This is a genomic window from Alteromonas infernus, from assembly GCF_902705815.1.
This window is the reverse complement of the sequence record NZ_CACSIG010000084.1, coordinates 49,289-73,897: the sequence shown is the minus strand read 5'-3', so window position 1 is coordinate 73,897 and position 24,609 is coordinate 49,289. Positions and strand designations below refer to the sequence as shown.

Genomic DNA, 24,609 nt, shown 5'->3' with positions numbered 1-24,609 from the left:
TTAGCTTACAGATTGCTATTGCGTGTTCAAATTACGCGAACGTAGCGGCTTCCGCGGCAATAACCCACTCTTCGTTAGTAGGTACTACGTAAACGGCGGTCGATGCGTTTTCTGCTGATATTTTTCCGCCCTGACCAAATCGAGCATCCGTATTCCTTTGCTCATCTAACGTAATGCCGAAATGAGCAAAGTAACCCATGGTGGTCTCTCTGATAAGCGATGAGTTTTCGCCTATACCGCCTGTAAAGACAATAGCGTCTAGCGTTGGAACCGCTACCATATAACCAGCAATGTACTTCGCTAAGCGATAGCAGAAAATTTCAATGGCTAACAGCGCACCTTCATGACCATCAAGGGCGGCGTCTTCCAGCGTTCTACAATCATTACTCAACTCTGAAATACCCAGTAAGCCAGACTGTTTGTTTAAAAGGTCACTAATTTCATCGGCGGTTTTGCCTAGCTTTTTCTGCAGCGTACCTGGCAAGCTTGGATCAATATCACCACTGCGCGTTCCCATTACTAAACCTTCGAGAGGAATAAAGCCAAGGCTGGTATCTACCGCCTGCCCTTTTTCGATGGCAGAAACGCTACAACCATTACCTAAATGCGCGCTGATAATACTGGTATCTGATACCGGCTTATTAAGTATTTTTGCCATGCTATCGAGAATAAACTTATGGCTGGTACCGTGAAAACCGTAGCGCCTTATGCCGTGTTCGCGATACAGCGACATGGGAAGGGCATAAATAAAGGCTTTCTTAGGCAGGGTTTGGAAAAAAGAAGTATCAAACACCACTACATGCGGTAAATCCGGGTAAGCCGCCTGTGCGGTAACAATACCTTTTAAATTCGCCATGTTGTGAAGCGGCGCCATGCTTGCGTAATCTTCAATGGCTTCCAATACGCTGTCGTCGACAAGCGCAGCCCCTTTAAACTTTTCACCGCCATGCACAACGCGGTGGCCGATTGCAATCGGCTGAACACCTGTACTGGCAATTATCTCTGCAATCGCGTTAAGCGCTTCGGTGTGACCTGCTTTTTCAGGTAAGGCTTGTTTCTCTTTTTTGCCGTTAAGCTTATAAGATAAGCTGGCATCGCTATTGCCTAACGCTTCTGCAATTCCAGTAAGGCCCGCTTCGCCAGTTTCAGCATCAATAATGGCAAACTTGACTGAAGAGCTGCCACAGTTCAAAACAATAACTTCTTTTTTCATTTCGTGTAATTTCAATTAAAGTGGTAATACGTTGTGTTTGGCCAATTGTAGCATTTCTAATCAATTAACGTGGTTAAACAAATGCTAAATGTTTTATAAAAATCATCGCATACACTTGTTTAATTAAGGGTCTTTATCCTCATTCATTAATTTCACTCGACCTGCTTTTATCAAAGAAACGCGTTTGCTATTCTTTTACCCGCCTTATTTTAAAAAATAATAAATCCAATAAATTCATATAGATGAGAATTATTTTAAATTTTTTTCAAAAAAATCCAGTGATTGCGTGTTGAAAAAGATTTGGGCTATCCCTACATAGTATTTGTCGGCGCTGAAAGGTCAGGTCGACAAAACCGCCGCCGCAATGTCGGGGCATTTAAACTTTAAACATATTGCTTAATTTTGAGGATATGACTATGCGTACTATCGATCTATCTCCACTTTACCGTTCATTTATTGGTTCTGACCATCTTGCATCTCTTGTGGATGCGGCGTCTCGAGCAGAAAAACAAAGCACCTACCCGCCTTACAACATTGAGTTACTTGGCGACGACAAATATCGTGTAACCATGGCCATTGCGGGCTTCAGTAAAGATGATGTGACTATTGAGGTTGTAGAAAACACACTATCAATCACAGGCACCAAGAAAGCTGAAGGGGAAGACAAGGAAAATAAAGAACGCAAGTTCTTACATAAAGGCATTTCCGAGCGCAATTTTGAGCGCAAATTCCAGCTTGGCGATCACGTAAAAGTGTTAGCCGCTGATATGGAAAATGGCTTATTACACATCGATATGGAGCGAGTCATACCTGAAGCCAAGAAGCCTCGTCAAATAGAGATTGGTTCTCGATTACTCGAATACTAAATTAATTGTTTCTTGGTTTGTTTCCCAACTTTTAGCGGCGCCTTACGGCGCCGTTTTTTTTGCGCGTTAGATGCATTAATTAGGGAACAAAAACGGCCTGTTAAAAACACCTAACTATCGAGTACCTCAATCACATAGTTTGCCTTCCCTGACTCGCCAGATACAAAACTCCCACTAATTACTTTGCCCGCCAACTCTCCAGTTGCAGAGCCTTCTACAACGCTAAAATCGCTGCTAGCAACACCATTTTCAAATTTACCATGGTGCAAAAACGTTACCGCACCACGCATCCCGTTTACTGCGCCAATAAAGGTTTCAAAGCCAGTGAATTTTGCTGCTAACTGGGATTGATAAGACATTAAAAGTTCAAGACTGGACTCGCCGCTCATATCACCAGAGTAGGTCTGCGCAATAGTAGCGTGAGACGTCTTAACTCCCTCAGGCTTTTCCGTAAGCGTATCTTCGTCCCACTTGGTAATGGCAAAACTTCCTTTGTATTCCATACAACTCTCCTAATTTTTAATGCATCCTAGCCCGAATAAAAGGTTAACACAGCATTCAAATTGTAACAGGCTATTTATCAGCGCCTTATATGAGCCCCTTTAACGTTGCGAGCCCCACTGCGTTGCAGGTGCTTGCATCTTTAATTTCCCCGCTAACAATTTTTTGTTTGAGTTCGCTTAATGCGAGAGGCACCACACGTAGGTCTTCCTCTTCTATGTCGAGTTTCTGTGCGCCCTGTTTTAGCCCTTTAGCTATATAGATATGATAGCCTTGGTTACAAAAGCCATAGGCTAAATATTGAAAGCCAACGTACTCCATGCTTTGAGCACTCAACCCTGTTTCTTCTTTAAGTTCTCCTTTGGCGAGCTCGACAGGATCGACATCTGGATTAGCTTCCCAAGCGCCTTGCGGCAGTTCTAGCTGACGCGATTTAATCGTATAGCGGTACTGCTCCACCATATAAACGTTGTCACCTTCAATGGGTAGAATGATGGCAAAATCGGGCTTTTCTACCACGCCATATATACCTTCGTTTCCGCTGCTGCGACGAATTCTATCTTCTCTTAACCGTAGCCATTTGTTTTCGTACACTACTTTTGAGTCTAGCGTTTGTATGTCAGACACAATTACTCCTTATTATCGCAAGAACAATCACTGTATAACCTTATAGTACGCTATTGGTAATACTAACCAAAGCTTGCTTACTTTCTACCACTAACTCTCGTTTAAACGGGTTAAAAACAGTGGAATGATAGGAACTAATTGAGAAATAGGAATATGTAAAGAATGGTCAAAAATGCGGAATTAACAAACGCGAAAGATAGAGTGCTTATGAACGCGGGCGGAAGGAAAGCGCCAGCAGTATGCTACTGCTGGCTTGGCAACTTAAATATATTCAACTTCGATGATTTCAACTTCAACCGTGCCAGAAGGCGTTTGAATGGTTACTGTATCATCAAGCTCTTTACCAATAAGGCCGCGAGCAATAGGTGAATTTACTGAAATAAGATTGTTCTTAATGTCAGCTTCATCGTCGCCTACGATGCGGTAGGTCGTTTCTTCATCGCTATCAACGTTTAAGATGGTTACTGTTGTACCGAAAATAACTTTCCCCGTATTTTCCATCTTAGTGACATCGATGATCTGGGCGTTTGAAAGTTTGCCTTCGATGTCCTGAATGCGGCCTTCGCAAAAGCTTTGCTGTTCACGTGCGGCGTGATACTCAGCATTTTCTTTCAAATCACCATGCTCACGTGCTTCGGCAATCGACTCGATAATACGTGGGCGTGTTTTTGTTTTAAGTTCGTTTAATTCGTCACGCAGCATTTGAGCGCCGCGCGCCGTCATTGGATACTGACTCATGAATACCGTCTCACTTAGCTTGTAATTTAAACAGAAAAGTGCGCCGCAAAGGCGCACTTTTTATTGATTCACACAAATGTAATATTGCTAGGATACCTCGTATCCTAGCGTATGTCATCAGTGTTTAAGCCTAGCGTGCAGTTCTTGAACTGAAGCCACTTTATTGCGGTCATCAGCAGACTTAGCGCGAATAGTTGCAAACGCTGCATTCATCGTGGTGGTATAGGTAACCTTGTTCACCAAGGCTTCACGACGTATGTAAACTGAATCGGTAATCGCTTGGCGACCTTCTGTTGTATTTATCAAATAAGCGTATTCACCGTTTTTGATAGCATCAACAATGTTGGGTCGGCCTTCAGATAGCTTATTCACCACCGTGCTCATTATACCTGCATCGTACAAGGTCGTTGCTGTACCGCGCGTGGCTTCAATACTGAACCCAGCCGCAACAAGGGCCTTAGCTAGCTCGATAATTTTCGGCTTGTCAGTTTCACGCACAGAGATAAGTGCTTTACCTTCTTTCGGCAGTGGCGCGCCTGCGCCAAGGTTCGCTTTAGCGTACGCTTCTTCAAACGTATCGCCAACACCCATAACTTCACCAGTTGAGCGCATTTCTGGGCCTAACAGTGGGTCAACACCTTGGAACTTAGCAAACGGAAGTACCACTTCTTTCACCGAGTAGAAAGGTGGGATCACTTCTTCAGTTACGCCCTGCTCTGCCAAGCTTACGCCCGCCATTGCACGTGCCGCAACTTTAGCAAGAGGAATGCCCGTGGCTTTTGATACGAAAGGTACCGTACGCGCTGCACGCGGGTTAACCTCGATTAGGTAAACTTCGCCGTCTTTTATCGCAAACTGGGTATTCATTAGCCCCACTACGCCAAGCTCTAGCGCCATGGCTTTTACCTGCTCGCGCATCACGTCCTGGATGTCTTTGGGGAGTGAATGCGGAGGCAGTGAACATGCAGAGTCACCAGAGTGAACACCCGCTTGTTCGATGTGTTCCATGATACCGCCAATCACAACCTCTTTACCGTCGCATATAGCATCGATATCCACTTCGATAGCGTCATCTAGGAAACGGTCTAGCAATACGGGCGCGTCGTTAGACACTTTAACCGCTTCGTTTAGATAACGCTTAAGGTCTTTAATGTCGTAAACGATTTCCATCGCACGTCCACCTAACACGTAGCTTGGACGAACAACCAGCGGGAAGCCAATCTCTTCAGCCATAGTTAGCGCTTGCTCGACGTTAGTTACTGTCGCATTCGCAGGCTGCTTAAGATTAAGCTTGTTCACCATTTGCTGGAAACGCTCACGGTCTTCAGCACGGTCAATCGCTTCAGGTGAGGTACCGATAACCGGTACGCCTGCTGCTTCTAGGGCACGAGCAAGTTTAAGAGGCGTTTGACCACCGTACTGTACGATAACGCCTTTTGGCTGCTCTTTAGCAACGATTTCAAGTACATCTTCCAGCGTTACTGGTTCGAAATACAAGCGATCTGACGTGTCGAAGTCAGTAGACACCGTTTCAGGGTTACAGTTAACCATAATGGTCTCGTAACCGTCTTCACGCATTGAAAGCGCCGCGTGAACGCAGCAATAATCGAATTCAATGCCTTGACCGATACGGTTAGGGCCACCGCCCAATACCATGATTTTCTCTTTATCGGTTGGCGCAGCTTCACACTCTTCGTCATAGGTCGAATACATATAAGCCGTGCTGGTAGAGAACTCTGCGGCACACGTATCTACGCGCTTGTACACTGGAGAAATGCCAAAACCGCGACGAGCTTCACGAATATCGCTTTCTGCCACTTTGGTCAGCTCAGCAAGACGTGCATCTGAGAAACCTTTGCGCTTTAGCGCGCGCATAAAGTCAGCATCAATACCCGGCAAACCAAGTTCTGCCACTTTCGCTTCAAGAAGAATAAGATCTTCTAGCTGCACTAAATACCAGCGGTCAATATTGGTAAGGTTGAACACTTCTTCAACGCTCATGCCCATACGGAATGCATCGCCAATGTACCAAATACGCTCTGCACCCGGCTGGCGAAGTTCGTAAACGACTTTATTGCGCGACTCAGGGTCTTCAAGGTCAACCATTGGGTTCAAACCTGACGCACCAACTTCAAGACCACGAAGGGCTTTTTGTAACGACTCTTGTTGGTTACGACCAATCGCCATCACCTCGCCCACTGACTTCATCTGTGTGGTGAGACGGTCGTTAGCACCGGCAAACTTTTCAAAGTTGAAGCGAGGGATCTTAGTGACAACGTAATCGATTGACGGTTCAAACGACGCCGGCGTTAAACCGCCAGTGATGTCGTTAGCTAGCTCATCTAGGGTGTAACCTACTGCTAACTTCGCAGCCACTTTCGCAATCGGGAAGCCCGTTGCTTTAGAGGCTAGCGCCGATGAACGCGATACACGCGGGTTCATTTCGATGATAACCATACGACCGGTTTTAGGGTCTACGCCAAACTGTACGTTTGAACCACCGGTTTCAACACCAATTTCACGTAGTACAGCCATCGCTGCATTACGCATAATCTGGAATTCTTTGTCGGTAAGGGTTTGCGCTGGGGCAACAGTGATAGAGTCGCCCGTATGAACCCCCATTGGATCGAAGTTTTCAATTGTACAAACAATAATGCAGTTATCTGCCTTATCGCGTACTACTTCCATCTCGTATTCTTTCCAGCCAAGTAACGACTCATCAATAAGAAGTTCGTTGGTGGGGGAAAGGTCGAGGCCGCGGGTACAAATTTCATTGAACTCATCAATGTTGTAGGCAATACCACCGCCGGTTCCGCCCATGGTGAATGAAGGACGAATGATACATGGGAAGCCGATGCGACTTAGCACATCGTGCGCTTCGTCCATGCTGTGGGCGATTTCCGCACGTGGACACTCAAGACCAATGTTTTTCATCGCTTGGTCAAAGCGTTCTCGGTTTTCCGCCTTATCGATAGCGTCAGCCGTTGCGCCAATAAGCTCACAGCCAAATTCTTCTAGTACACCGTGCTTATCAAGCTCTAGCGCACAGTTAAGGGCTGTTTGCCCACCCATAGTAGGAAGAATGGCGTCTGGACGTTCTTTTTCGATAATTTTGCGTACTACTTCCCAGTGAATAGGCTCGATGTAAGTCGCATCTGCCATTTCTGGGTCGGTCATGATGGTTGCTGGGTTAGAGTTAACCAAAATAACACGGTAGCCTTCTTCGCGAAGGGCTTTACACGCTTGCGCGCCTGAATAGTCGAATTCACAAGCCTGGCCGATTACAATAGGGCCAGCACCAATGATAAGAATACTTTTTATGTCGGTACGTTTTGGCATAGCGGGCTAATTCCTACTGCTTGTGTTGTTCAATAAGTTCAATGAAGTGGTCGAATAACGGTGCCGCTTCATGAGGACCTGGGCTCGCTTCAGGGTGCCCCTGGAAACTAAACGCAGGCTTGTCGGTGCGGTGAATACCCTGCAACGACTTGTCGAACAACGAAATGTGAGTTACTTCTAGGTTATCTGGCAAGCTAGACTCATCAACCGCAAACCCGTGGTTTTGGCTAGTGATCATAACTACATTGCGCTTTAGGTCTTTAACCGGATGGTTTGCACCATGGTGACCAAACTTCATCTTCACTGTTTTAGCACCGCTTGCAATAGCAAGAAGTTGGTGGCCAAGACAGATACCAAACACAGGTATACCGGTTTCAACGATGGTTTTGATAGCCGTAATTGCATAGTCACATGGCTCAGGGTCGCCAGGACCGTTCGACAGGAATACACCATCTGGATTTAGGGCTAATACCTCTTCAGCAGGCGTTTGTGCTGGAACCAACGTTATTTTACAACCGCGGTCGGCTAACATGCGAAGAATGTTGTTTTTTACGCCGTAGTCGTATGCCACAACGTGATATTTTGTTTCGCTTGGCGTTACATAACCTTTGCCAAGCTCCCAGCTACCTTCTGTCCATGTTTTCGGCTCAGTAATACTTACTACTTTCGCCAAATCCATGCCTTTAAGGCCAGGAAAATCTTTTGCTTGCGCCAGTGCACTAGACTCGTCTAATTCATCTGAGCAAATGATGCAGCCATTTTGTGCACCTTTGTCTCGTAAGATACGCGTTAAACGTCGGGTATCTATGTCAGCAATACCCACAACGCCTTTCGCTTTTAGGTATTCAGACAATGTTTGCTGTTGACGAAAGTTACTAGCAACAAGAGGTAGGTCACGGATGATTAGACCTTTCGACCAGATTTTATCTGCTTCGACGTCTTCTTCGTTAGTGCCGGTGTTGCCAATGTGTGGATAGGTAAGTGTGATGATTTGTTCAGCGTAGGATGGGTCGGTGAGAATTTCTTGATAGCCGGTCATGGAAGTATTAAAAACGACTTCCCCGACGGCGGAGCCTGTAGCGCCTATCGCCGTACCTTTAAAAACAGAACCATCCTCTAACACCAAAAGGGCAGAATTAGCCAAGTCAACCTCCAGATTAAGGATAACTATGTGTTTGTGCAGTTTTTTGCACAAACCCCACAAAAAACGGGAGTTATTGATAACAATACATCCCGTTTTACGATCTTTGCAGCTAATAAAACCGTACTCTTCAGCAGGTTTGGCAGCCTCAGAATACGAAATTCTGGCAAATTCCGGCGAGTATACATCACTCACTGAAAATGGCAAATTTATTTGTGATAATTTACTAAAATAACGCCTTTACCACCATTTTTGCCCAGAACCACTGAAAGTACAGCTTATAGCTCAATAAAAGTGCAACTTAAGGTTAACACTTTCATAACGCCCCAAAAACGGATTAGCTTTTAAGGCAAATTAAAGCTTCAAATTAAGCACATCAACCATGGAGTATAGACCAGGTTGTTTTCCGTACAACCATTTAGCTGCATGAACTGCACCTTTAGCAAAAGTTAAGCGGCTTGATGCTTTGTGCGTTATTTCCAAACGCTCCCCGATATCGGCAAAAAGCGCGGTGTGCTCACCAACAATATCTCCTGCTCTTACCGTTGCAAAACCAATAGTGCCTTGATCTCGCTCTGGCTCTTTACCTTCACGTCCATACACGGCACAGGTTTTCAAATCCCGGCCTAGTTCGTCAGCAATGGCTTCACCAATGGCCATCGCCGTGCCTGATGGTGCGTCTTGTTTAAACCTGTGGTGAGCTTCGGTAATTTCTATATCGGCTGTTTCGCCTAGCACACTTGCAGCTTGGCGTACTAAGGACAACATTAAGTTCACCCCTACACTGTAATTAGCGGCGAAAACAATAGGAATATGCTTGGCAGCTTCATCGAGTGCAGCTAACTGCTCATCGTTTAAACCCGTTGTGCCAATAACAACAGGCATAGTATTTTCAACACACCAAGATAGGTTACTCTTAATAACCGAAGGTAAGGTGAAGTCGATCATTACGTCTGCATCGCTACCGCTTAAACTAGAAAGTGCAGAACAATCAATCTCTTTTTTGCCTATGCCAGCAAGCTCACCTACGTTGAGGCCTACCCACGGTGAATCATCGCGCACGGTAGCAACACTCAACTCGGCATCGTCGCTTAAGTCAAGCGCTTCGATTAGTACACGACCCATGCGCCCATTGGCGCCAAACAAACCTACTTTCATTCTTCGTTTTACACTTTTATTAACCTTCAACTAGGACGCATTTTGCCAAATGCCCGCACTATTGCAATGCGTGTTTCATATTAAATAGGTATAACAAGGAACGGAGATAGCCTTAGACTTTTTTCATTGATGGGTTACACAACAAAGCGTCAGCTTAAAACATCGTAAATTAAGGTCGTTCATTGCTGTCTACAGCAATAGCGGACTTATAACACTTCGCTTGCTTAAGACAAGGCGAACCACGCGCAAAGTACGCCTTGTAAACGATTGCGCTTTACCGCGCTCTATCAGTTGATATCACCGTTAGGATAGGTAGGCGTTTAAAGCCGATAGCTAAACTTGTTTCTATCACAACTTAGGCGACGCTAATGCCCTACGCTTAAATAACACAATATCTATCGATACTTTATGCGAAATAACATGCAAAAAACTCTGATTTGGGACCTTCCTACACGGCTGTTTCACTGGCTTCTAGTAGTAAGCCTTTTAGCCCAATACGCCACCGCTGAATGGCTAGATAACGCCATTCAGTGGCACTTTTATATCGGGTACTTCACTTTATTTTTGGTCGTTTTTAGAATTATGTGGGGAGTTGCCGGTACGCAGTATGCGAAGTTTAGTAGCTTTGTGACTGGCCCAGGACGGGTCATAAACTATCTGAAGACCTTGTTTGACAGGGACTCCGCCCCGTCTGTGGGTCACAATCCTCTAGGAGGCTGGTTTGTAATTGTCATGCTGGTTTTGGTAGCAATACAAGCGATATCAGGCTTGTTTATGACCGACGATATCTTTCTTGATGGACCTTATCGGCAGTTGGCAGGTGATGAAACGCTGGAATTAATGAATACGCTACATCACTTGGCATTTGACCTACTACTTTATGTTATCGCACTTCATATTGGCGCCATCATGTTTTACAGCGTCTACAAAAGGCAAAAGCTCGTTCCTGCCATGATCCATGGGAACAAAGTGTCAAAAACCGTAGGGATTGCGCACTCTCGACTACTTCGCGCTATAATCGTCGCCGTAATTGCCGCACTTGCTGTATACCTTGCTATTGAAGTGTATCCGCCAGCACCACAGGTCGATGAATATTACTACTAACAAGTGCAGGTAGACCTAGCTTCGAAGTGCGAGGGCCGTATTGCGAAGCGTTAGTCACGACGCGTTTGTCAAAAAGCAACGGTTCGTTATTCACGCTTCGCATTAAAAAAGGGCTTAAGCGAACACCGTTGAGCATGCTCACATTTATCAATAAAAAGGGGCTAATGCCCCTTGATTAATACTTGAATGCTTGAGCACTGTCCCTTTTGAACAGAAGCGTTAAGCAATACTAGATTCATCAACCAGCCCTTTTTGTCGCATAAGTGTTTCAATTTCTTTTACGCTTGAAGGGTCGTCGATAGTAGAAGGGACTGTAACGGTTTCATTGGCAGCGATTTGTCGAAGTAGTTTTCTTAAAATTTTACCTGATCGCGTTTTAGGTAACCGGTTCACAACAATTGTCCGCTTAAAACAGGCCACAGGCCCGATAGTATCTCGCACTCGTTGAATTAACTCCTTCTCTAGTGCTTCTTCGTCAATGGAAACGCCATCTTTAAGTAGTAACATGCCTATTGGTAATTGCCCCTTAAGCGCATCGTGTACGCCTATAACACTGCATTCGGCTACGGCTGGGTGTGCGGCTAATACCTCTTCCATTTCGCCTGTCGATAAACGGTGCCCGGCTACGTTTATGACGTCGTCAGTTCGCCCCATAATAAATACATAGCCATCGTCATCGACATAACCGTTGTCGCCAGTGCTGTAGTAGCCTTCGAATTCTCGCAGGTAACCATCGATGAACCGCTGATGATCCTGCCATATGGTAGTCAAACAGCCCGGGGGTAAAGGTAGCTGTATTGCTATAGCGCCTTTTTCTCCTTTAGTCTGCTCAACATCGCCCCCTTTAAGCACCTTAACGTTAAAACCTGGTGTTGGTACGCTAGAGGAGCCAGGCTTTGTTTCCATGGGCTCTAAACCCATAGGGTTGGAACATATAGGCCAGCCGGTTTCTGTTTGCCACCAGTGATCGATAACAGGCACGCCGACCTTTTCGCTAGCCCAGTAATACGTGGGTGGGTCGAGGCGCTCGCCAGCCATAAATAATGTTCGTAAGCTAGAGATGTCATACTTAGATAAATAGTCGGCGTCTGGATCGGCTTTTCTAATCGCACGAAACGCCGTGGGCGCAGCAAACAGCACATTAATTTTATGGGTTTCTATCATTCGCCAAAATGCACCAGCGTCTGGTGTACCTACCGGTTTTCCTTCATACAGTACGGTTGTTGCCCCTTTAATGAGCGGCGCATACACAATGTACGAATGCCCTACAACCCAACCTACATCAGACGCGGCCCAAAACACATCATCCTGACTGATGCCATAAATTGCCCCCATGGAGTAATGAAGCGCAACAGCATGGCCGCCGTTATCTCGAACAACCCCTTTAGGTTTACCCGTTGTTCCTGAGGTATAGAGTACATAAAGCGGATCGGTGGCATCGACAGCGACCGGTTCGGCGGGCTGACTTGCAGCAACCAATTCTTGCCAGTCGTAGTCGGTACCTTCGTTTAGGGAGGCAAGCAACTGGGGGCGCTGGAAAAGCACACAGGCGCTTGGTTTGTGACTTGCAAGTGTTACCGCTTCATCCACCAGCGGCTTATAAGCCAGCACTTTGCTGCCTTCAATACCGCATGAGGCTGTCACAATAACCTTTGGCTTTGCATCATCTATTCGCACAGCAAGTTCATTAGAGGCAAAGCCCCCAAATACCACAGAGTGTATGGCGCCAAGTCGTGCACACGCTAGCATGGCAACAACTGCCTGGGGGATCATAGGCATATAAATAATAACGCGGTCGCCTTTAGCTACTCCTAAACTTGATAAAGCGCCGGCGAAGTGTGCTACTTGCGTAAGCAGTTCGCTAAACGTGAAGTGTTGTGTAGTTTGCGTAACCGGCGAGTCGTAAATCAACGCTGTTTTTTCTCCCCGCCCGTTTTTTACATGATGATCTAAAGCTAGGTAACAGGTATTGAGTTGCCCTCCCCTAAACCATTCATAATAACCATTATCCGTTTTTTGACAGCCTTTCTCTGGCGTCCGGAACCAGGTAATATTACGCGCTTGGTCTAACCAAAACTCGTCGGGATGTTGCGTCGAGGCAATGTATTCGTTTTTATAAGTCATAACCATGTCCTGAGTAGGGTTTACCAATAACCTACTTCAGTTCACTGCGGAGTGCTTATAAGACTTCTGGCGTAGACGCCATAACAATCTGATTTACAAACATTTAAACTTATATTTTCATTTGCGTTTGTTACTAGGTGCGGTGAACTACACCTTCTGCCCTACCACTTTTTTAAACCAGTCTTCCACATTCATCGGCTTATCGAGGTAATAGCCTTGAAATGCGCTACAACCGCAGGCTTTTGCTTGATCGAGTTGCTGGGTGGTTTCTATTCCTTCCGCAACCGTACCTAAATGAAGCGCTTTGGCCATATTACATATACTGGTAACTAATAACGTTTTTTGTTGCGATGCTTCCATTGCTTCTATAAATACTCTGTCGACCTTCAACTCTTTTATAGGCAAGTCTTGCAAGTAATTAAGGTTTGAATCCCCTATGCCGAAGTCATCAATAGACAAACTGAACCCTTGCTCAGCAAGCTCCCTCACGCGATACTGAATAATGCTCACACCTCGTATCAGCGCACCCTCTGTCAACTCTAACGTTAATTTTGAGTGAGGGATCTGCCACCTGTTTACTATGCCAACAAACTTGCTCACAAAGTCAGCTCTCGCTAAATGCTTAGCACTAATATTTACAGAAAGTTTTGTATCGATATGCTGAGATTGGCAATCGCTAAGTAACCTGCATGCTTCATTGCAAACCCATAACCCAAACTCTGCGATAAATTCGTTTTCTTCGGCAATGGGAATAAATTCAGAAGGCTTTACTACGCCTAAGTGTGGATGTTGCCACCTCAATAATACTTCGGAGCTTACAACACTACCTTGCCCATCGTATTGAGGTTGTAATTGCACAAACAACTCGTTATTTGAAATCGCTCTGCTTAGCGAGTGTTTGATGTAGTTGTAACGCTCAATATCGCTTGCATTGATATGAAAATAGTCGTGCGTTAGCGAAGCGCTGTTTGAATCGTTTAATTCGCGTAGGGGCTTGCGTGACAATAGCTCGCGTATTTTTTTAAAAAGAAAAATACTTAATAGGCACGGTACAGCTAATCGTCTGTGTTTCTATCGTTAAATGGCTATTATGAAGCGTTATGGGTGCCAACACCTGTTCTTGTATCAGCTGAGCATAGGTTTTGGCAACATCGATAGATTGGCCTTCTTCATTAAAGTATTGATGCAAGTGAAGGAAGAAGTTAGCGCGATCGCATTTAAACACACTGGCATTGCCTGAGTTATTTGTCTCAAATGTGCGGACAAAGCGGCTAGCTAATATGCGTAAAAGGTAGTCGATGGTGGGTTCGCCGAACGCATCCTCATATTCTTTAATATTGCTTACGCTTACCCGCATAAAAACCGAGAATGGTTTAGCCGATTTATCTTCATGCGCTTTTTCGGCAAGATAGTGTTCGAACTTGTTCAAATTAGGAAGGCCTGTTACTGCGTCGGTTAACGCTAGCTGTTTATAATGCTCAATTTCGTAACGTTGCGTGGTAACATCCCGAATGGTAGCAACCACTAACTTCTGCTCGTGAACAACACACGTCGTAAAGCTGACCTCGCAGGAAATACGTTTGCCATTTTTGTGCCGCAAGCACTCTCTTACAGCGCCGCCGTCCGCGCATATTTTCAATCCCGCATCTAAATTCAAAAAGTAAGAAGGTATATCGCTATTTTGTACCTTAGTGGCAATTAGCTTAACGTCTTGCCCTATCAAATCGTCTGGCTCGAAACCCAAAACTTTAGTTACACATTCGTTAGCTGACAATATGGTGCCATTCTCGTCGATGCTTAAAACAATACTATCGACGCTATTAAGCAAACTAACGACATAGTCGGTATAATCGTGTTGAGAATCTGATAAACGCTGAACGTCCGTTTCATCCTGTATTACGCCAAAAAGCCGTGTCAGCTTTAATGCTCCAGACTCCATTCGCTGAACTTGCAGAAAAACTCGTCAATTTGACATTTTTAGTGCGCCCTTGCTTGTCCTTAATATCGATATGCCTTACGAACTGCCGCTCGCCTTTCATCGCTTTAAATACTTTATACTTTAACGCGGCTCTTTCGCTCGGCACCATAGTGTCGAGAATTTCGTTAAGATTCACACTTTTCACGCGCCTTATTCCCAATAGGTTTCGCGTTACTTCCGTTGCGGCAAAAACTCCCGTGGCTCGGTCTAACTCCCACGCGCCTACTTTAGAAATAGCGCTGACTTCTTCTAACAGTGATAACTGTTCTGAAAGTTTGTCTGAATACGGATGCCGAATGAGGTCATACTGATAGCAGACTTCAATTTTCTGCCTCATGATATCGATATAGTCATGCTGCTGAGCGGTTAATACGCTATTTGAAACAAATATAAGTACAACGCCCATCACTTCATTTTGCATGTCTCTGATCATTGCAACAACAATATGATTATCAGCAAACTGCGTAAATGATTGAGGCAGTACAAATTCACTAGCGGGAATAGGTGCGCTTAAAGGTGTGAGAGGAAGCATGAGTAAAACGTGAGAGGGAAAAACAATACTTTCGGCATCTACAAGAGTATGGTTTTTATCAGTTGCAACCACCGTAGCTCGGCCGCTATTTGGGTTTATTGAGGCAAGCGCTATACTCAGAGCTTCGGTTTTTGCCCTATTTTCATTAAGTAAATCAGCAATACTTCTCTGAGTTGCACGCACGGTTGAAAGCATGCGTTCACTGCGTAAATCCATCTAAGCGAACCTTTTGATAATCCATCAATTACAGCAAAAGCAAAAGTCACAACACATTTAATCAAACAAAGAATGTGCCATATTCCTTAGAGTACTTTGAACCTTGCTACTTTATTTTACGGCATGTTATTTTAAGACGCGTTTCATTTAACTGTCGACGTGTGAGCTACGATCATCACAGGCTTGATAGTTAAATTGACCGTTCAAACCGGGGGAGAGATTGCCGCTTCAATTCAAACAATATAGACAACTACCGTACAAATTTCCAGCAGCTTTTTATTCACCTAGTCCTTCAATCTGGAATTTGAAATAAAGGTAGCTATTGAGTTAGCGGGTATTAAAACAGAGCGCGTTTTCTCATAAGCCACTATCACCGAATAAACTAATGCACAGTGGCGAAGCGGTTAAAAAGAAAACGAGCTCATTTAGGGACTTATACTAAGAGTATTAGTCTTTCTTAAAATCGTCGTGACAAGATTTACAGCTAGCGCCTATTTTGCCAATAGCGCCACGATACGCACTTTCATCACCCGCTTTAACCGCAGCTTGTAGGCCTTGAGCAGCGGTTTTAAGCGCCATTACCTTTTTCTCTACCTCTGAGAAATTTTCCCAAAGTTCATCCTTTGCCCCTGTTTCAACATCGAACTTACGCGTATCTACAGATAAATAGTCGCCCATCATCTCGGCGAGTTGCTCAAGGCGCACGGCATTTGTTTGCATAACGCTTTCATCATAAGGTAATGCGCCTTTTGCCATGCCACCGAGCGGGCCCATATTACTGCGCACTAGCTGAAATACCGCTTGGCGATACTGTGTTGCTGCTTTTGCGTGTTTTTCTGAAGATGCTTCTGTTACATCAGCTGCAACTGAAGTTGACATTACGGCACCTACGGTTGCCGCGACGATCATTGCTTTATTTAAAATTTTCATGCCTGTTCCCTCTATTTGCGTTAAGGACATCTGCAATTGCGGTAAAGCAGATGTCTAATATTTTGCTTATAAGTCTATCGTGACGAATAGTTAGTGTCAGCGCAATAAAAATAACGGTGAAACCGCCCTTTCAAGGGATTAGTGCCCGGTTATCGCACACGAAAACTCACCGCTATTTTGCTGCAAAGGAACATTTTGGACAGTCACTTATCTTATCCAAAGTACAGCTTCGGACAGTCACTTACCTTACTCAAAGTACATCTTCGGACAGTCCCTTACCTTACACAAAGTACAGCTTTGGACAGTCACTTACCTTTCTCAAAGCACAGCTTTGGACAGTCACTTGCTTTATCTCGACATCGCGATGTGATTTATCGCTGACATTTACCATTAATAAATACCTAGATACGAAAAAGCCCTCAATAAGAGGGCTTTTGCATTGGTCTCTATTTTAACTAATTAGTTAGTTAAATCGTCAAAGAACTTTTTCACGCCATCGAAGAAACCTTGCGCTTTTGGACTGTGCTTGCTTGAAGCCTTGCCCATAGACTCTTCTAGCTCTTGCAGTAGCTCTTTTTGACGTGATGATAGGTTAACTGGTGTTTCCACCACAACTTTACACATCAAGTCGCCCATAGCGCCGCTTCGAACCGACTTAACGCCTTTACCGCGTAGACGGAACATGCGGCCAGTTTGCGTTTCAGCGCTAATTTTCAGCTTAACTTTACCGTCCAAAGTAGGAACTTCAAGTTCGCCACCAAGGGCTGCTGTAGTAAAGCTTAGCGGTACTTCGCAATACAGGTTGTTACCGTCGCGTTGGAAGATGTCGTGTTCGCGAACGTGTACTTGCACGTATAAGTCACCTGCTGGCGCACCGTTCTCGCCCGCTTCACCTTCACCAGATAAACGGATGCGATCGCCTGTGTCCACGCCCGCTGGGATCTTAACGTTAAGCGTTTTAGTTTTTTCTTTACGGCCATGCCCATGACAGCTGTTACATGGGTCTTCAATGATCTTGCCCTTACCCGAACAGGTTGGACAGGTTTGCTGTACGGCAAAGAAGCCTTGTCGCATTTGAACTTGGCCGTTGCCGTGACAGGTTGGACAGGTTTTAGGTGAAGAACCTTTTTTCGCACCTGATCCATCGCACACATCACATTCAACCAGCGTAGGTACGCGAATATCAACGCTCTTACCGCGAACCGCTTCTTCTAGACTAAGCTCTAGGTTGTAACGTAGGTCTGAACCTTGACGAGCACGCGATTGACGTCCACCGCGACCACCGCCGCCAAAGATATCACCAAAAACATCGCCAAAGATATCGCCGAAGTCGGCACCACCACCGAAGCCGCCGCCACCGCGGTTTGGATCTACACCTGCGTGGCCGTATTGGTCGTATGCTGCACGCTTCTGCGAATCTGACAGAATTTCGTAGGCTTCCTGGATTTCTTTAAACTTATCTTCCAGGCCTTTATCGCCTTGCGTACGGTCAGGGTGATACTTCATCGCAAGCTTTTTATACGCTTTTTTAATTTCACGTTCGCCCGCGCTTTTATCTACCCCGAGTACTTCGTAGTAGTCTCGTTTCGACATATCGTTTACATATCCTACTTTTTTGTCGACAAGCATGTAATGCTTATCGAATCTACATCTGACTGTTGTGAAAATAACCTGATTAGGTTTTCAATAACGCCCAAGGTGGTTTACAAACAAGCTATTTAAACCAAACTATTTAAACCAAGTTATTTACACAACAAAGGCGCAACAAGAAATTCCTGCTGCGCCTGAACTGCTTAAACGGCCCGCTACTTTGAATTAACGGGCCTGACACAACAGTTTACTTCTTGTCGTCGTCTTTAACTTCTTCAAATTCTGCGTCAACAACGTCATCGTTTGCTTGACCAGAAGAAGCTTGCTGCTCAGCGCCTTCTGCGCCACCAGCTGCTGCTTGTTGAGCTTGCGCCGCTTCCATCAACTTGCTAGACGCTTGAATAAGTTCTTGCGTTTTCGCTTCAATTTCTGCTTTGTCTTCGCCTTTAACTGCAGTTTCAAGTGCTGAAAGTGCTTCTTCGATTGGCGCTTTGTCCTCTGCACTTAGTGCATCGCCAACTTCTTCAAGCTGTTTACGTGTGGCGTGAACCATACCATCAGCTTGGTTACGCGCTTGAATCAGTTCTTCAAACTTCTTATCAGCTTCTTTGTTCGCTTCCGCGTCAGCTACCATTTTTTCTACTTCTTCATCGCTTAGGCCTGAAGAAGCTTTGATAGTGATCTTCTGCTCTTTACCTGTGTCTTTATCTTTCGCAGACACGTGTAGGATACCGTCAGCATCTAGGTCGAAGGTTACTTCGATTTGCGGTACACCGCGCGCTGCTGGACGAATACCTTCAAGGTTAAACTGACCAAGAGACTTGTTGCCGCTTGACTGCTTACGCTCACCCTGTAGTACGTGTACGGTAACCGCAGACTGGTTGTCTTCCGCTGTTGAGAAGGTTTGTGACTTCTTCGTTGGAATCGTCGTGTTCTTCTCGATAAGCGCAGTCATTACGCCGCCCATAGTCTCGATACCTAGAGACAGAGGCGTAACGTCTAGCAGTAGTACGTCTTTAACGTCACCAGAAAGTACACCACCTTGAATTGCCGCACCTACCGCTACTGCTTCATCAGGGTTAACGTCTTTACGTGGCTCTTTGCCGAAGAATTCAGTTACATACTTCTGTACCAGCGGCATACGTGTTTGACCACCAACAAGGATGATGTCATTGATATCGCCTACTGATAGGTCTGAATCAGCTAGTGCTTGCTTAAGTGGGTTAAGCGAGTTTTTCACAAGGTCTTCAACCAAAGACTCAAGTTTTGCACGAGTTAGCTTTATGGCTAAGTGCTTAGGACCTGTTGCATCAGCTGTGATGTAAGGCAGGTTAACTTCTGTCTGTTGTGATGAAGAAAGTTCGATTTTCGCTTTTTCACCCGCTTCTTTAAGACGCTGCATAGCTAGCGGATCTTTACGAAGGTCGATACCTTGATCTTTCTTGAATTCTTCAACTAGGTAGTTGATAACACGGTTATCGAAATCTTCACCACCAAGGTGTGTGTCACCGTTAGTCGCTAGTACTTCAAACGTGTGCTCGCCGTCTACTTCATCGATTTCGATGATAGAGATATCAAAAGTACCACCACCTAAGTCGTATACTGCAACAACGTTATCGCCTTGCTTCTTGTCCATACCGTAGGCAAGAGCAGCAGCAGTTGGTTCGTTGATGATACGCTTAACTTCAAGACCTGCGATACGACCTGCATCTTTCGTTGCTTGACGCTGAGAATCGTTAAAGTAAGCAGGAACAGTAATTACTGCACCAGTTACTTCTTCGCCAAGATAGTCTTCAGCGGTCTTCTTCATTTTCTTAAGTACTTCAGCAGAAACCTGAGGAGGCGCCATTTTTTCGCCTTTAGCTTCTACCCATGCGTCACCGTTATCAGCACCTACAATTTTGAAAGGCATGATGTCGATATCGCGCTGTACTTCTTTATCTTGGAAGCGACGACCAATTAGACGCTTAATTGCGAATAATGTGTTTTCAGGGTTTGTTACCGCCTGACGCTTTGCAGATTGACCTACAAGTGTTTCACCATCGTTTGTATAAGCGATGATTGAAGGGGTTGTACGATCGCCTTCCGCGTTCTCAATTACGCGAGGTTTGTCGCCGTCTAGAACTGCGACACATGAATTCGTTGTACCTAAGTCGATACCTATGATTCTACCCATTTCGTGTCTCCGAATAAGTTTCTTAATACTGTACTTTTAGTGGGGTTATTCCCCGGCTTTTCAATAGATGCCAGTAAAAAAACTGACATTTTCGTGTGTTTGTCGCAAAAAAGCGTATTAAGCTTGCGTATCCACACCGTCGCTTGGCGCACGCGATACCATAACCATGGCAGGGCGTAACAAGCGGCCGTTAATTTGATAACCTTTCTGCATAACCGCCATCACTGTATTTGGCTCGTGGTCTGCACTTTCTTGCATCGACATTGCCTGATGCAAATCAGGGTTAAAGGTTTCGCCCTGCGGATCAATAAGGCTTAATCCAAATTTCTCAATAGTGCCTAAGAAAGTTTTGTGGGTCATTTCCACACCTTCTAAAAGCGGTTTAACGGCCTCATTGTCGCCATCAGTCATTTCGATAGCGCGCTCTAGGTTATCGATAACCGGAAGCAATTCGCCCGCAAAACGTTCAAGAGCAAATTTGCGTGCCTTTTCTACTTCACCTTCAGCACGACGACGTGCGTTGTCAGCGTCTGCACGCGCACGAAGCACGCCATCTTGCTGTTCTTTGATGGTTGCTTGCGCCTCAGAAAGTGCGGTTTCTAGTTCATAAATGCGCTGTGCATTTTCATCTAGTTCTACGCCTTCTGCTTCTGACGTTTCAACCTGCGCCTCTTCTGCGCCTAGTACAGTTTCATCAACTGCATTTTCTTGTTCTGCCTGCACGTCGCGATTATCGCTCATGCCTACCTCCACACGTTTTTCTTAATTAGGCGATGCCCAATAACACTCAAATTACTGGGAATTACTTCGTTGCGCTTAGTTATGGGGCTAGTTTTAAGGTGATCAAGGGTATCCACATTATTTTTGTGGGTGATTTTTAAAAAATCGTGGGAGATGCGCCATATGTAAAGAACATGTTATTGTAAATTTTTTTATAAACTCTACAGTCGCGAGTTTTGAAAATGCGTTCAACTGCACGAACTATCTATTACACGGAATAACTATGCTAAGTATATGGACGGTGGGAACTATCGTCGGTTTCTACCTTCTCGCGCTGTTTGCCTTGGCATTTTGGGGCGACAGGCATTTACGCGATAATCGGCAGCACCCTGTTCTCTATAGCCTTGGTTTAGGTGTGCACTGTACCTCTTGGGCGTTTTTCGGCACTACATCGCAAGCGGCACAATACGGCTGGGCAGTTATCCCTACGTATTTGGGTATTACGTTGACCATGGCATTTGCCTTTCCCGTAATTCTTCACATAAGTAGACTATGCCAGCAACACAACATCAGCTCGCTGGCTGACCTCATATCATTGAAGTACCAACACTCTCATTTAATTGCCGCTCTTATCACTTTACTGTGTTTTTTTGGTGTTGTTCCCTATATAGCACTTCAGCTAGACGCTATTACAAAGTCTATTAATTTACTCACTGGTGAGCCCCAAACCACCACACCTTGGTTAAGCATTTATGTGGCCGGTTTGCTCGCCATATTTGCTATAACCTTCGGCACGCGTACGCTGAATTTAACTGATAAGCACCCCGGTTTGCTGCTTACTATAGCATTTGAGTCAATTATTAAGCTTGTCGCCCTGTGGGCTGTGGGTATTTTTGTTTGCTTCTTTTTATTCGATGGCGCATTAGATTTAATATCTAACGCCGCATCCAATGACAGTGCTAGAGACGTCATTTATGCCGATAGCGCGCCATGGGTCTATTTATCACACGTAGCCCTTGGTGTTTGCTCTATGTTTGTACTGCCACGCCAATTCCATATGAACTTTGTTGAGCAGAACGGTGAGGGAGAGCTTAGAACAGCAAGGTGGCTATTTCCCCTCTATTTATTTGGAATGACCCTTTTTATTATTCCTATTGCACTTGCAGGAAAAATGCTGCTGCCGGTGAGTACAAGCTCTGATGCGTACGTGCTTGCCCTGCCTTTACATACTGAAAATATCGCGCTGTCGTCCTTTGCTTTCATAGGCGGTCTTTCTGCAACCACTAGCATGGTGATTGTTGCAACCTTGGCGCTGGGAATAATGATCTCGAACAATGTTGTCACGCCACTTTGGCTAAAAGCGCGACTAAAGACTTCGCCCAACCGCTCAATGCAACCAAACAAAATACTGTCTATACGTCGTATTACCGTTGTGGTCGTACTTAGCATTGCGCTCTGGTATCACTTGAATATAAGTCAGGCTGCTCCTTTAGTTAAAAGCGGAGTTATTGCCATTGCATTATTAGCACAGTGCATGCCCGTGTTAATGTTCGGAATCTATTGGCGGCGTAGCAGCAAAGCCGCTGCTGTATCCGCTTTATTAGTGGGTTCTACGTGCTGGGCGATATTTCTACTCTACCCCAGCCTGCTTTCTAGCTACTATTTTAACCCTGCTCCAACCGACCAAGCGCTTGGGCTAGGATTTGCCTTCTCGTTACTGGCTAATTGCATTACATTTGTTGTTGTGGCGTTCATTTCTTCGCGACACGGGACAAACGAAACCGACACGACACTGCAAAGCAATTCGCCCCCCAATTTACTCGTTAAAGTGCGTGACTTAATGGCGTTAACGGAACGGGTACTCGAAAGCGCCACCCATTCCCAGCTTGTAAAGCAACTTACGATTGATGTTGAGCGTGCATCAAGCAGCGGCTATGCCAGTCAGGCCCTTATTGATAGGGTGAATAAATTGCTTGCCGCCCAAGTGGGAGCGCCCAGTGCTCGAATATTACTAGGCGCTATCGCGGATACTGGTAGAGCTGCCTTGCCGGAGTTAGTTGACTGGGTAGAAGAAGCAACACAGTCTTTTCAATTCAATCACGAGGTACTTCAATCATCGGTACAAAATATTGAACAGGGAATCAGTGTAGTTGATGACAAGCTCCAATTACTGGCATGGAATGATAGATACGTAGAGCTTTTTGCTTACCCTAAAGGCTTTTTAAAAGCAGGTATGCCGATTACCGATATACTGAGTTACAACGCTAAGCGGGGCTTGTTCAACCCCTCATCCATTGATAAACGGGTGAGCTATATGCGTGAGGGTACCCGCCACAAGCATATCCGCAAGCAGCCTGATGGAAAAGTGATAGAGCTAAACGGTGCGCCCCTTCCTGGTGGCGGCTACGTGACTACCTATAGCGATATCACTGAATACATGGCAATTCAAAAAGAATTAGAAAGTGCAAAAGAAGATCTGGAGGAAAGAGTTACTCAACGCACTGCAGAACTAGAGGAAGCTAAGCTTCAGGCTGATAAAGCCAACGAAAGTAAAACCAAGTTTTTGGCCGCGGCTGGGCACGACCTCATGCAGCCTTTTAACGCCGCCACATTATTTGCCAGCATGCTAAGTAAAAAAACGCAAGGTAGCGAACTGGCTACGCTGTCTGAAGGCGTGGTGAATTCTTTGGACAATGCTCAGAGCTTACTTTCAATGCTACTTGATATGACGAAATTAGACGCTGGCGTTCTCATACCGCAAAAGACTGAATTTGCCATCGATGAGATGCTATCTTCGTTGGTACAAGAGTTCAGTGTTATTGCAAAGCAAAAAGGGGTTACGCTGAGGTATGTACAAACGAATGTCATAGTGTATTCAGACAAAAACTTGCTGCGACGTGTGCTGCAAAACTTATTGTCCAACGCGGTTCGCTATACCCCTAAAGGCAGCATTTTAGTGGGCGTTAGGCGCATACAAACTGAAAATACCGAGAAAACAATAAAGCTTTGTGTTTACGATACCGGTTTAGGTATTGCTGCACACCAACAGCATGAAATTTTTAGTGAGTTCCACCAGCTGGATAACAACAAAGGTGAAGGGATTGGATTAGGCTTAACTATTGTAGAGAAAATTTGTCGATTACTCGGCCATCAAGTAGGGCTAACCTCATTACCGGGAAAAGGTAGCTGTTTTAGTGTTACAGCAACACGCATAATGCATACGAGTGGTAATTCAAAACAAGTGCTGAAAACGGAAAGCTATAACAAAGAACTGTTTTTGGAAAACAAACGTTTCCTATTGGTAGAAAACGATGAGCAAGTCGCGAATGCAATGTGTGCTCTCCTTGCCGATTGGGGAGCAAATACAACCCTAATCACCAGTGGCACCGAGGCCCATAATGTTTCCCACCAGCACTTTGACGTACTTATTGCTGACTACCACTTAAACTATGGAGAAAACGGCTTTGATGTAGCGGCGATATTATCTGAAGAAAACGTGAGTTTCGCATTGAAGATATTGGTCACCGCTAATAGAAGCAACGAAATAAGAGAGAAAGCAGCAGCATCGCAATTTAGCTACCTACCTAAGCCTTTAAAGCCAGCGGCGCTAAAGCGCCTGCTTAAACAATCATTACCTCATCACCATTGACACTTCG

Annotated in this window: 18 protein-coding genes; 3 read left to right on the top strand and 15 right to left on the bottom strand. The window is 45.1% G+C overall.

Features of this window, described 5'->3' with window-relative positions:
- Positions 1 to 31: 31 nt before the first annotated feature.
- Positions 32 to 1,213 (bottom strand): acetate kinase, encoded by a 1,182-nt coding sequence (locus tag ACX5J7_RS19270; RefSeq protein WP_498707910.1) that lies wholly within the window; start codon positions 1,211 to 1,213, stop codon positions 32 to 34.
- 416 nt (positions 1,214 to 1,629) lie between these two features.
- Between ACX5J7_RS19270 and ACX5J7_RS19265 the strand changes: the two genes are divergently transcribed.
- On the top strand, positions 1,630 to 2,079 hold the full coding sequence (locus tag ACX5J7_RS19265; protein ID WP_498707909.1) for an Hsp20 family protein: 450 nt from the start codon (positions 1,630 to 1,632) through the stop codon (positions 2,077 to 2,079).
- Positions 2,080 to 2,189: 110 nt separating this feature from the next.
- On the opposite strand, the gene ACX5J7_RS19260 is transcribed toward ACX5J7_RS19265, so the two are convergent.
- The 6 genes from ACX5J7_RS19260 to dapB all read right to left on the bottom strand — a co-directional run bounded on the left by ACX5J7_RS19260 (position 2,190) and on the right by dapB (position 9,583).
- Positions 2,190 to 2,582 carry a DUF3224 domain-containing protein gene (locus ACX5J7_RS19260; protein ID WP_012517906.1) on the bottom strand — a complete coding sequence of 131 codons (393 nt, stop codon included), beginning with the start codon at positions 2,580 to 2,582 and terminating at the stop codon, positions 2,190 to 2,192.
- A gap of 85 nt (positions 2,583 to 2,667) precedes the next feature.
- Positions 2,668 to 3,207 (bottom strand): NUDIX domain-containing protein, encoded by a 540-nt coding sequence (locus ACX5J7_RS19255; RefSeq protein ID WP_498707907.1) that lies wholly within the window; start codon positions 3,205 to 3,207, stop codon positions 2,668 to 2,670.
- A gap of 261 nt (positions 3,208 to 3,468) precedes the next feature.
- Positions 3,469 to 3,945 carry a transcription elongation factor GreA gene (gene greA, locus ACX5J7_RS19250; protein WP_015066798.1) on the bottom strand — a complete coding sequence of 159 codons (477 nt, stop codon included), beginning with the start codon at positions 3,943 to 3,945 and terminating at the stop codon, positions 3,469 to 3,471.
- Between the two features lie 117 nt (positions 3,946 to 4,062).
- Complete coding sequence (gene carB, locus ACX5J7_RS19245) at positions 4,063 to 7,284, bottom strand: carbamoyl-phosphate synthase large subunit (protein ID WP_498707906.1); 3,222 nt, start codon at positions 7,282 to 7,284, stop codon at positions 4,063 to 4,065.
- A 13-nt stretch (positions 7,285 to 7,297) separates the two neighbouring features.
- Entirely contained in the window at positions 7,298 to 8,428 is a 1,131-nt protein-coding gene (gene carA, locus ACX5J7_RS19240; protein ID WP_015066796.1) for a glutamine-hydrolyzing carbamoyl-phosphate synthase small subunit, read from the bottom strand.
- Between the two features lie 351 nt (positions 8,429 to 8,779).
- A complete protein-coding gene (gene dapB / locus ACX5J7_RS19235; RefSeq protein WP_015066795.1) occupies positions 8,780 to 9,583 on the bottom strand; it encodes a 4-hydroxy-tetrahydrodipicolinate reductase in 804 nt (267 codons plus the stop codon).
- Positions 9,584 to 10,003: 420 nt separating this feature from the next.
- Between dapB and ACX5J7_RS19230 the strand changes: the two genes are divergently transcribed.
- Entirely contained in the window at positions 10,004 to 10,687 is a 684-nt protein-coding gene (locus tag ACX5J7_RS19230) for a cytochrome b/b6 domain-containing protein (RefSeq protein ID WP_012517900.1), read from the top strand.
- A 219-nt stretch (positions 10,688 to 10,906) separates the two neighbouring features.
- Here ACX5J7_RS19230 and ACX5J7_RS19225 read toward each other — a convergent pair whose 3' ends face one another.
- From ACX5J7_RS19225 to grpE, 8 genes are all read right to left on the bottom strand, one after another.
- Entirely contained in the window at positions 10,907 to 12,811 is a 1,905-nt protein-coding gene (locus ACX5J7_RS19225) for a propionyl-CoA synthetase (protein WP_015066794.1), read from the bottom strand.
- Positions 12,812 to 12,958: 147 nt separating this feature from the next.
- A complete protein-coding gene (locus ACX5J7_RS19220; protein WP_498707905.1) occupies positions 12,959 to 13,816 on the bottom strand; it encodes an EAL domain-containing protein in 858 nt (285 codons plus the stop codon).
- A 16-nt stretch (positions 13,817 to 13,832) separates the two neighbouring features.
- Complete coding sequence (locus tag ACX5J7_RS19215) at positions 13,833 to 14,750, bottom strand: sensor domain-containing diguanylate cyclase (RefSeq protein ID WP_498707903.1); 918 nt, start codon at positions 14,748 to 14,750, stop codon at positions 13,833 to 13,835.
- A complete protein-coding gene (locus ACX5J7_RS19210; protein WP_498707902.1) occupies positions 14,698 to 15,537 on the bottom strand; it encodes a hypothetical protein in 840 nt (279 codons plus the stop codon). The genes ACX5J7_RS19215 and ACX5J7_RS19210 overlap by 53 nt, the downstream gene beginning before the upstream one ends.
- Positions 15,538 to 15,984: 447 nt before the next feature.
- Positions 15,985 to 16,467, bottom strand: a complete 483-nt coding sequence (locus ACX5J7_RS19205) for a c-type cytochrome (protein ID WP_015066792.1) — start codon at positions 16,465 to 16,467, stop codon at positions 15,985 to 15,987.
- Between the two features lie 459 nt (positions 16,468 to 16,926).
- Positions 16,927 to 18,060: a molecular chaperone DnaJ gene (gene dnaJ / locus ACX5J7_RS19200; RefSeq protein WP_015066791.1), complete on the bottom strand. Its 1,134-nt coding sequence runs from the start codon at positions 18,058 to 18,060 to the stop codon at positions 16,927 to 16,929.
- A 244-nt stretch (positions 18,061 to 18,304) separates the two neighbouring features.
- Entirely contained in the window at positions 18,305 to 20,233 is a 1,929-nt protein-coding gene (dnaK, locus tag ACX5J7_RS19195; protein WP_012517895.1) for a molecular chaperone DnaK, read from the bottom strand.
- A gap of 117 nt (positions 20,234 to 20,350) precedes the next feature.
- A complete protein-coding gene (gene grpE / locus ACX5J7_RS19190; RefSeq protein WP_012517894.1) occupies positions 20,351 to 20,974 on the bottom strand; it encodes a nucleotide exchange factor GrpE in 624 nt (207 codons plus the stop codon).
- A 262-nt stretch (positions 20,975 to 21,236) separates the two neighbouring features.
- Here grpE and ACX5J7_RS19185 point away from each other — a divergent pair, with 262 nt between their 5' ends.
- Complete coding sequence (locus ACX5J7_RS19185) at positions 21,237 to 24,602, top strand: PAS domain-containing hybrid sensor histidine kinase/response regulator (protein ID WP_498707901.1); 3,366 nt, start codon at positions 21,237 to 21,239, stop codon at positions 24,600 to 24,602.
- The last annotated feature ends 7 nt before the right edge of the window (positions 24,603 to 24,609 follow it).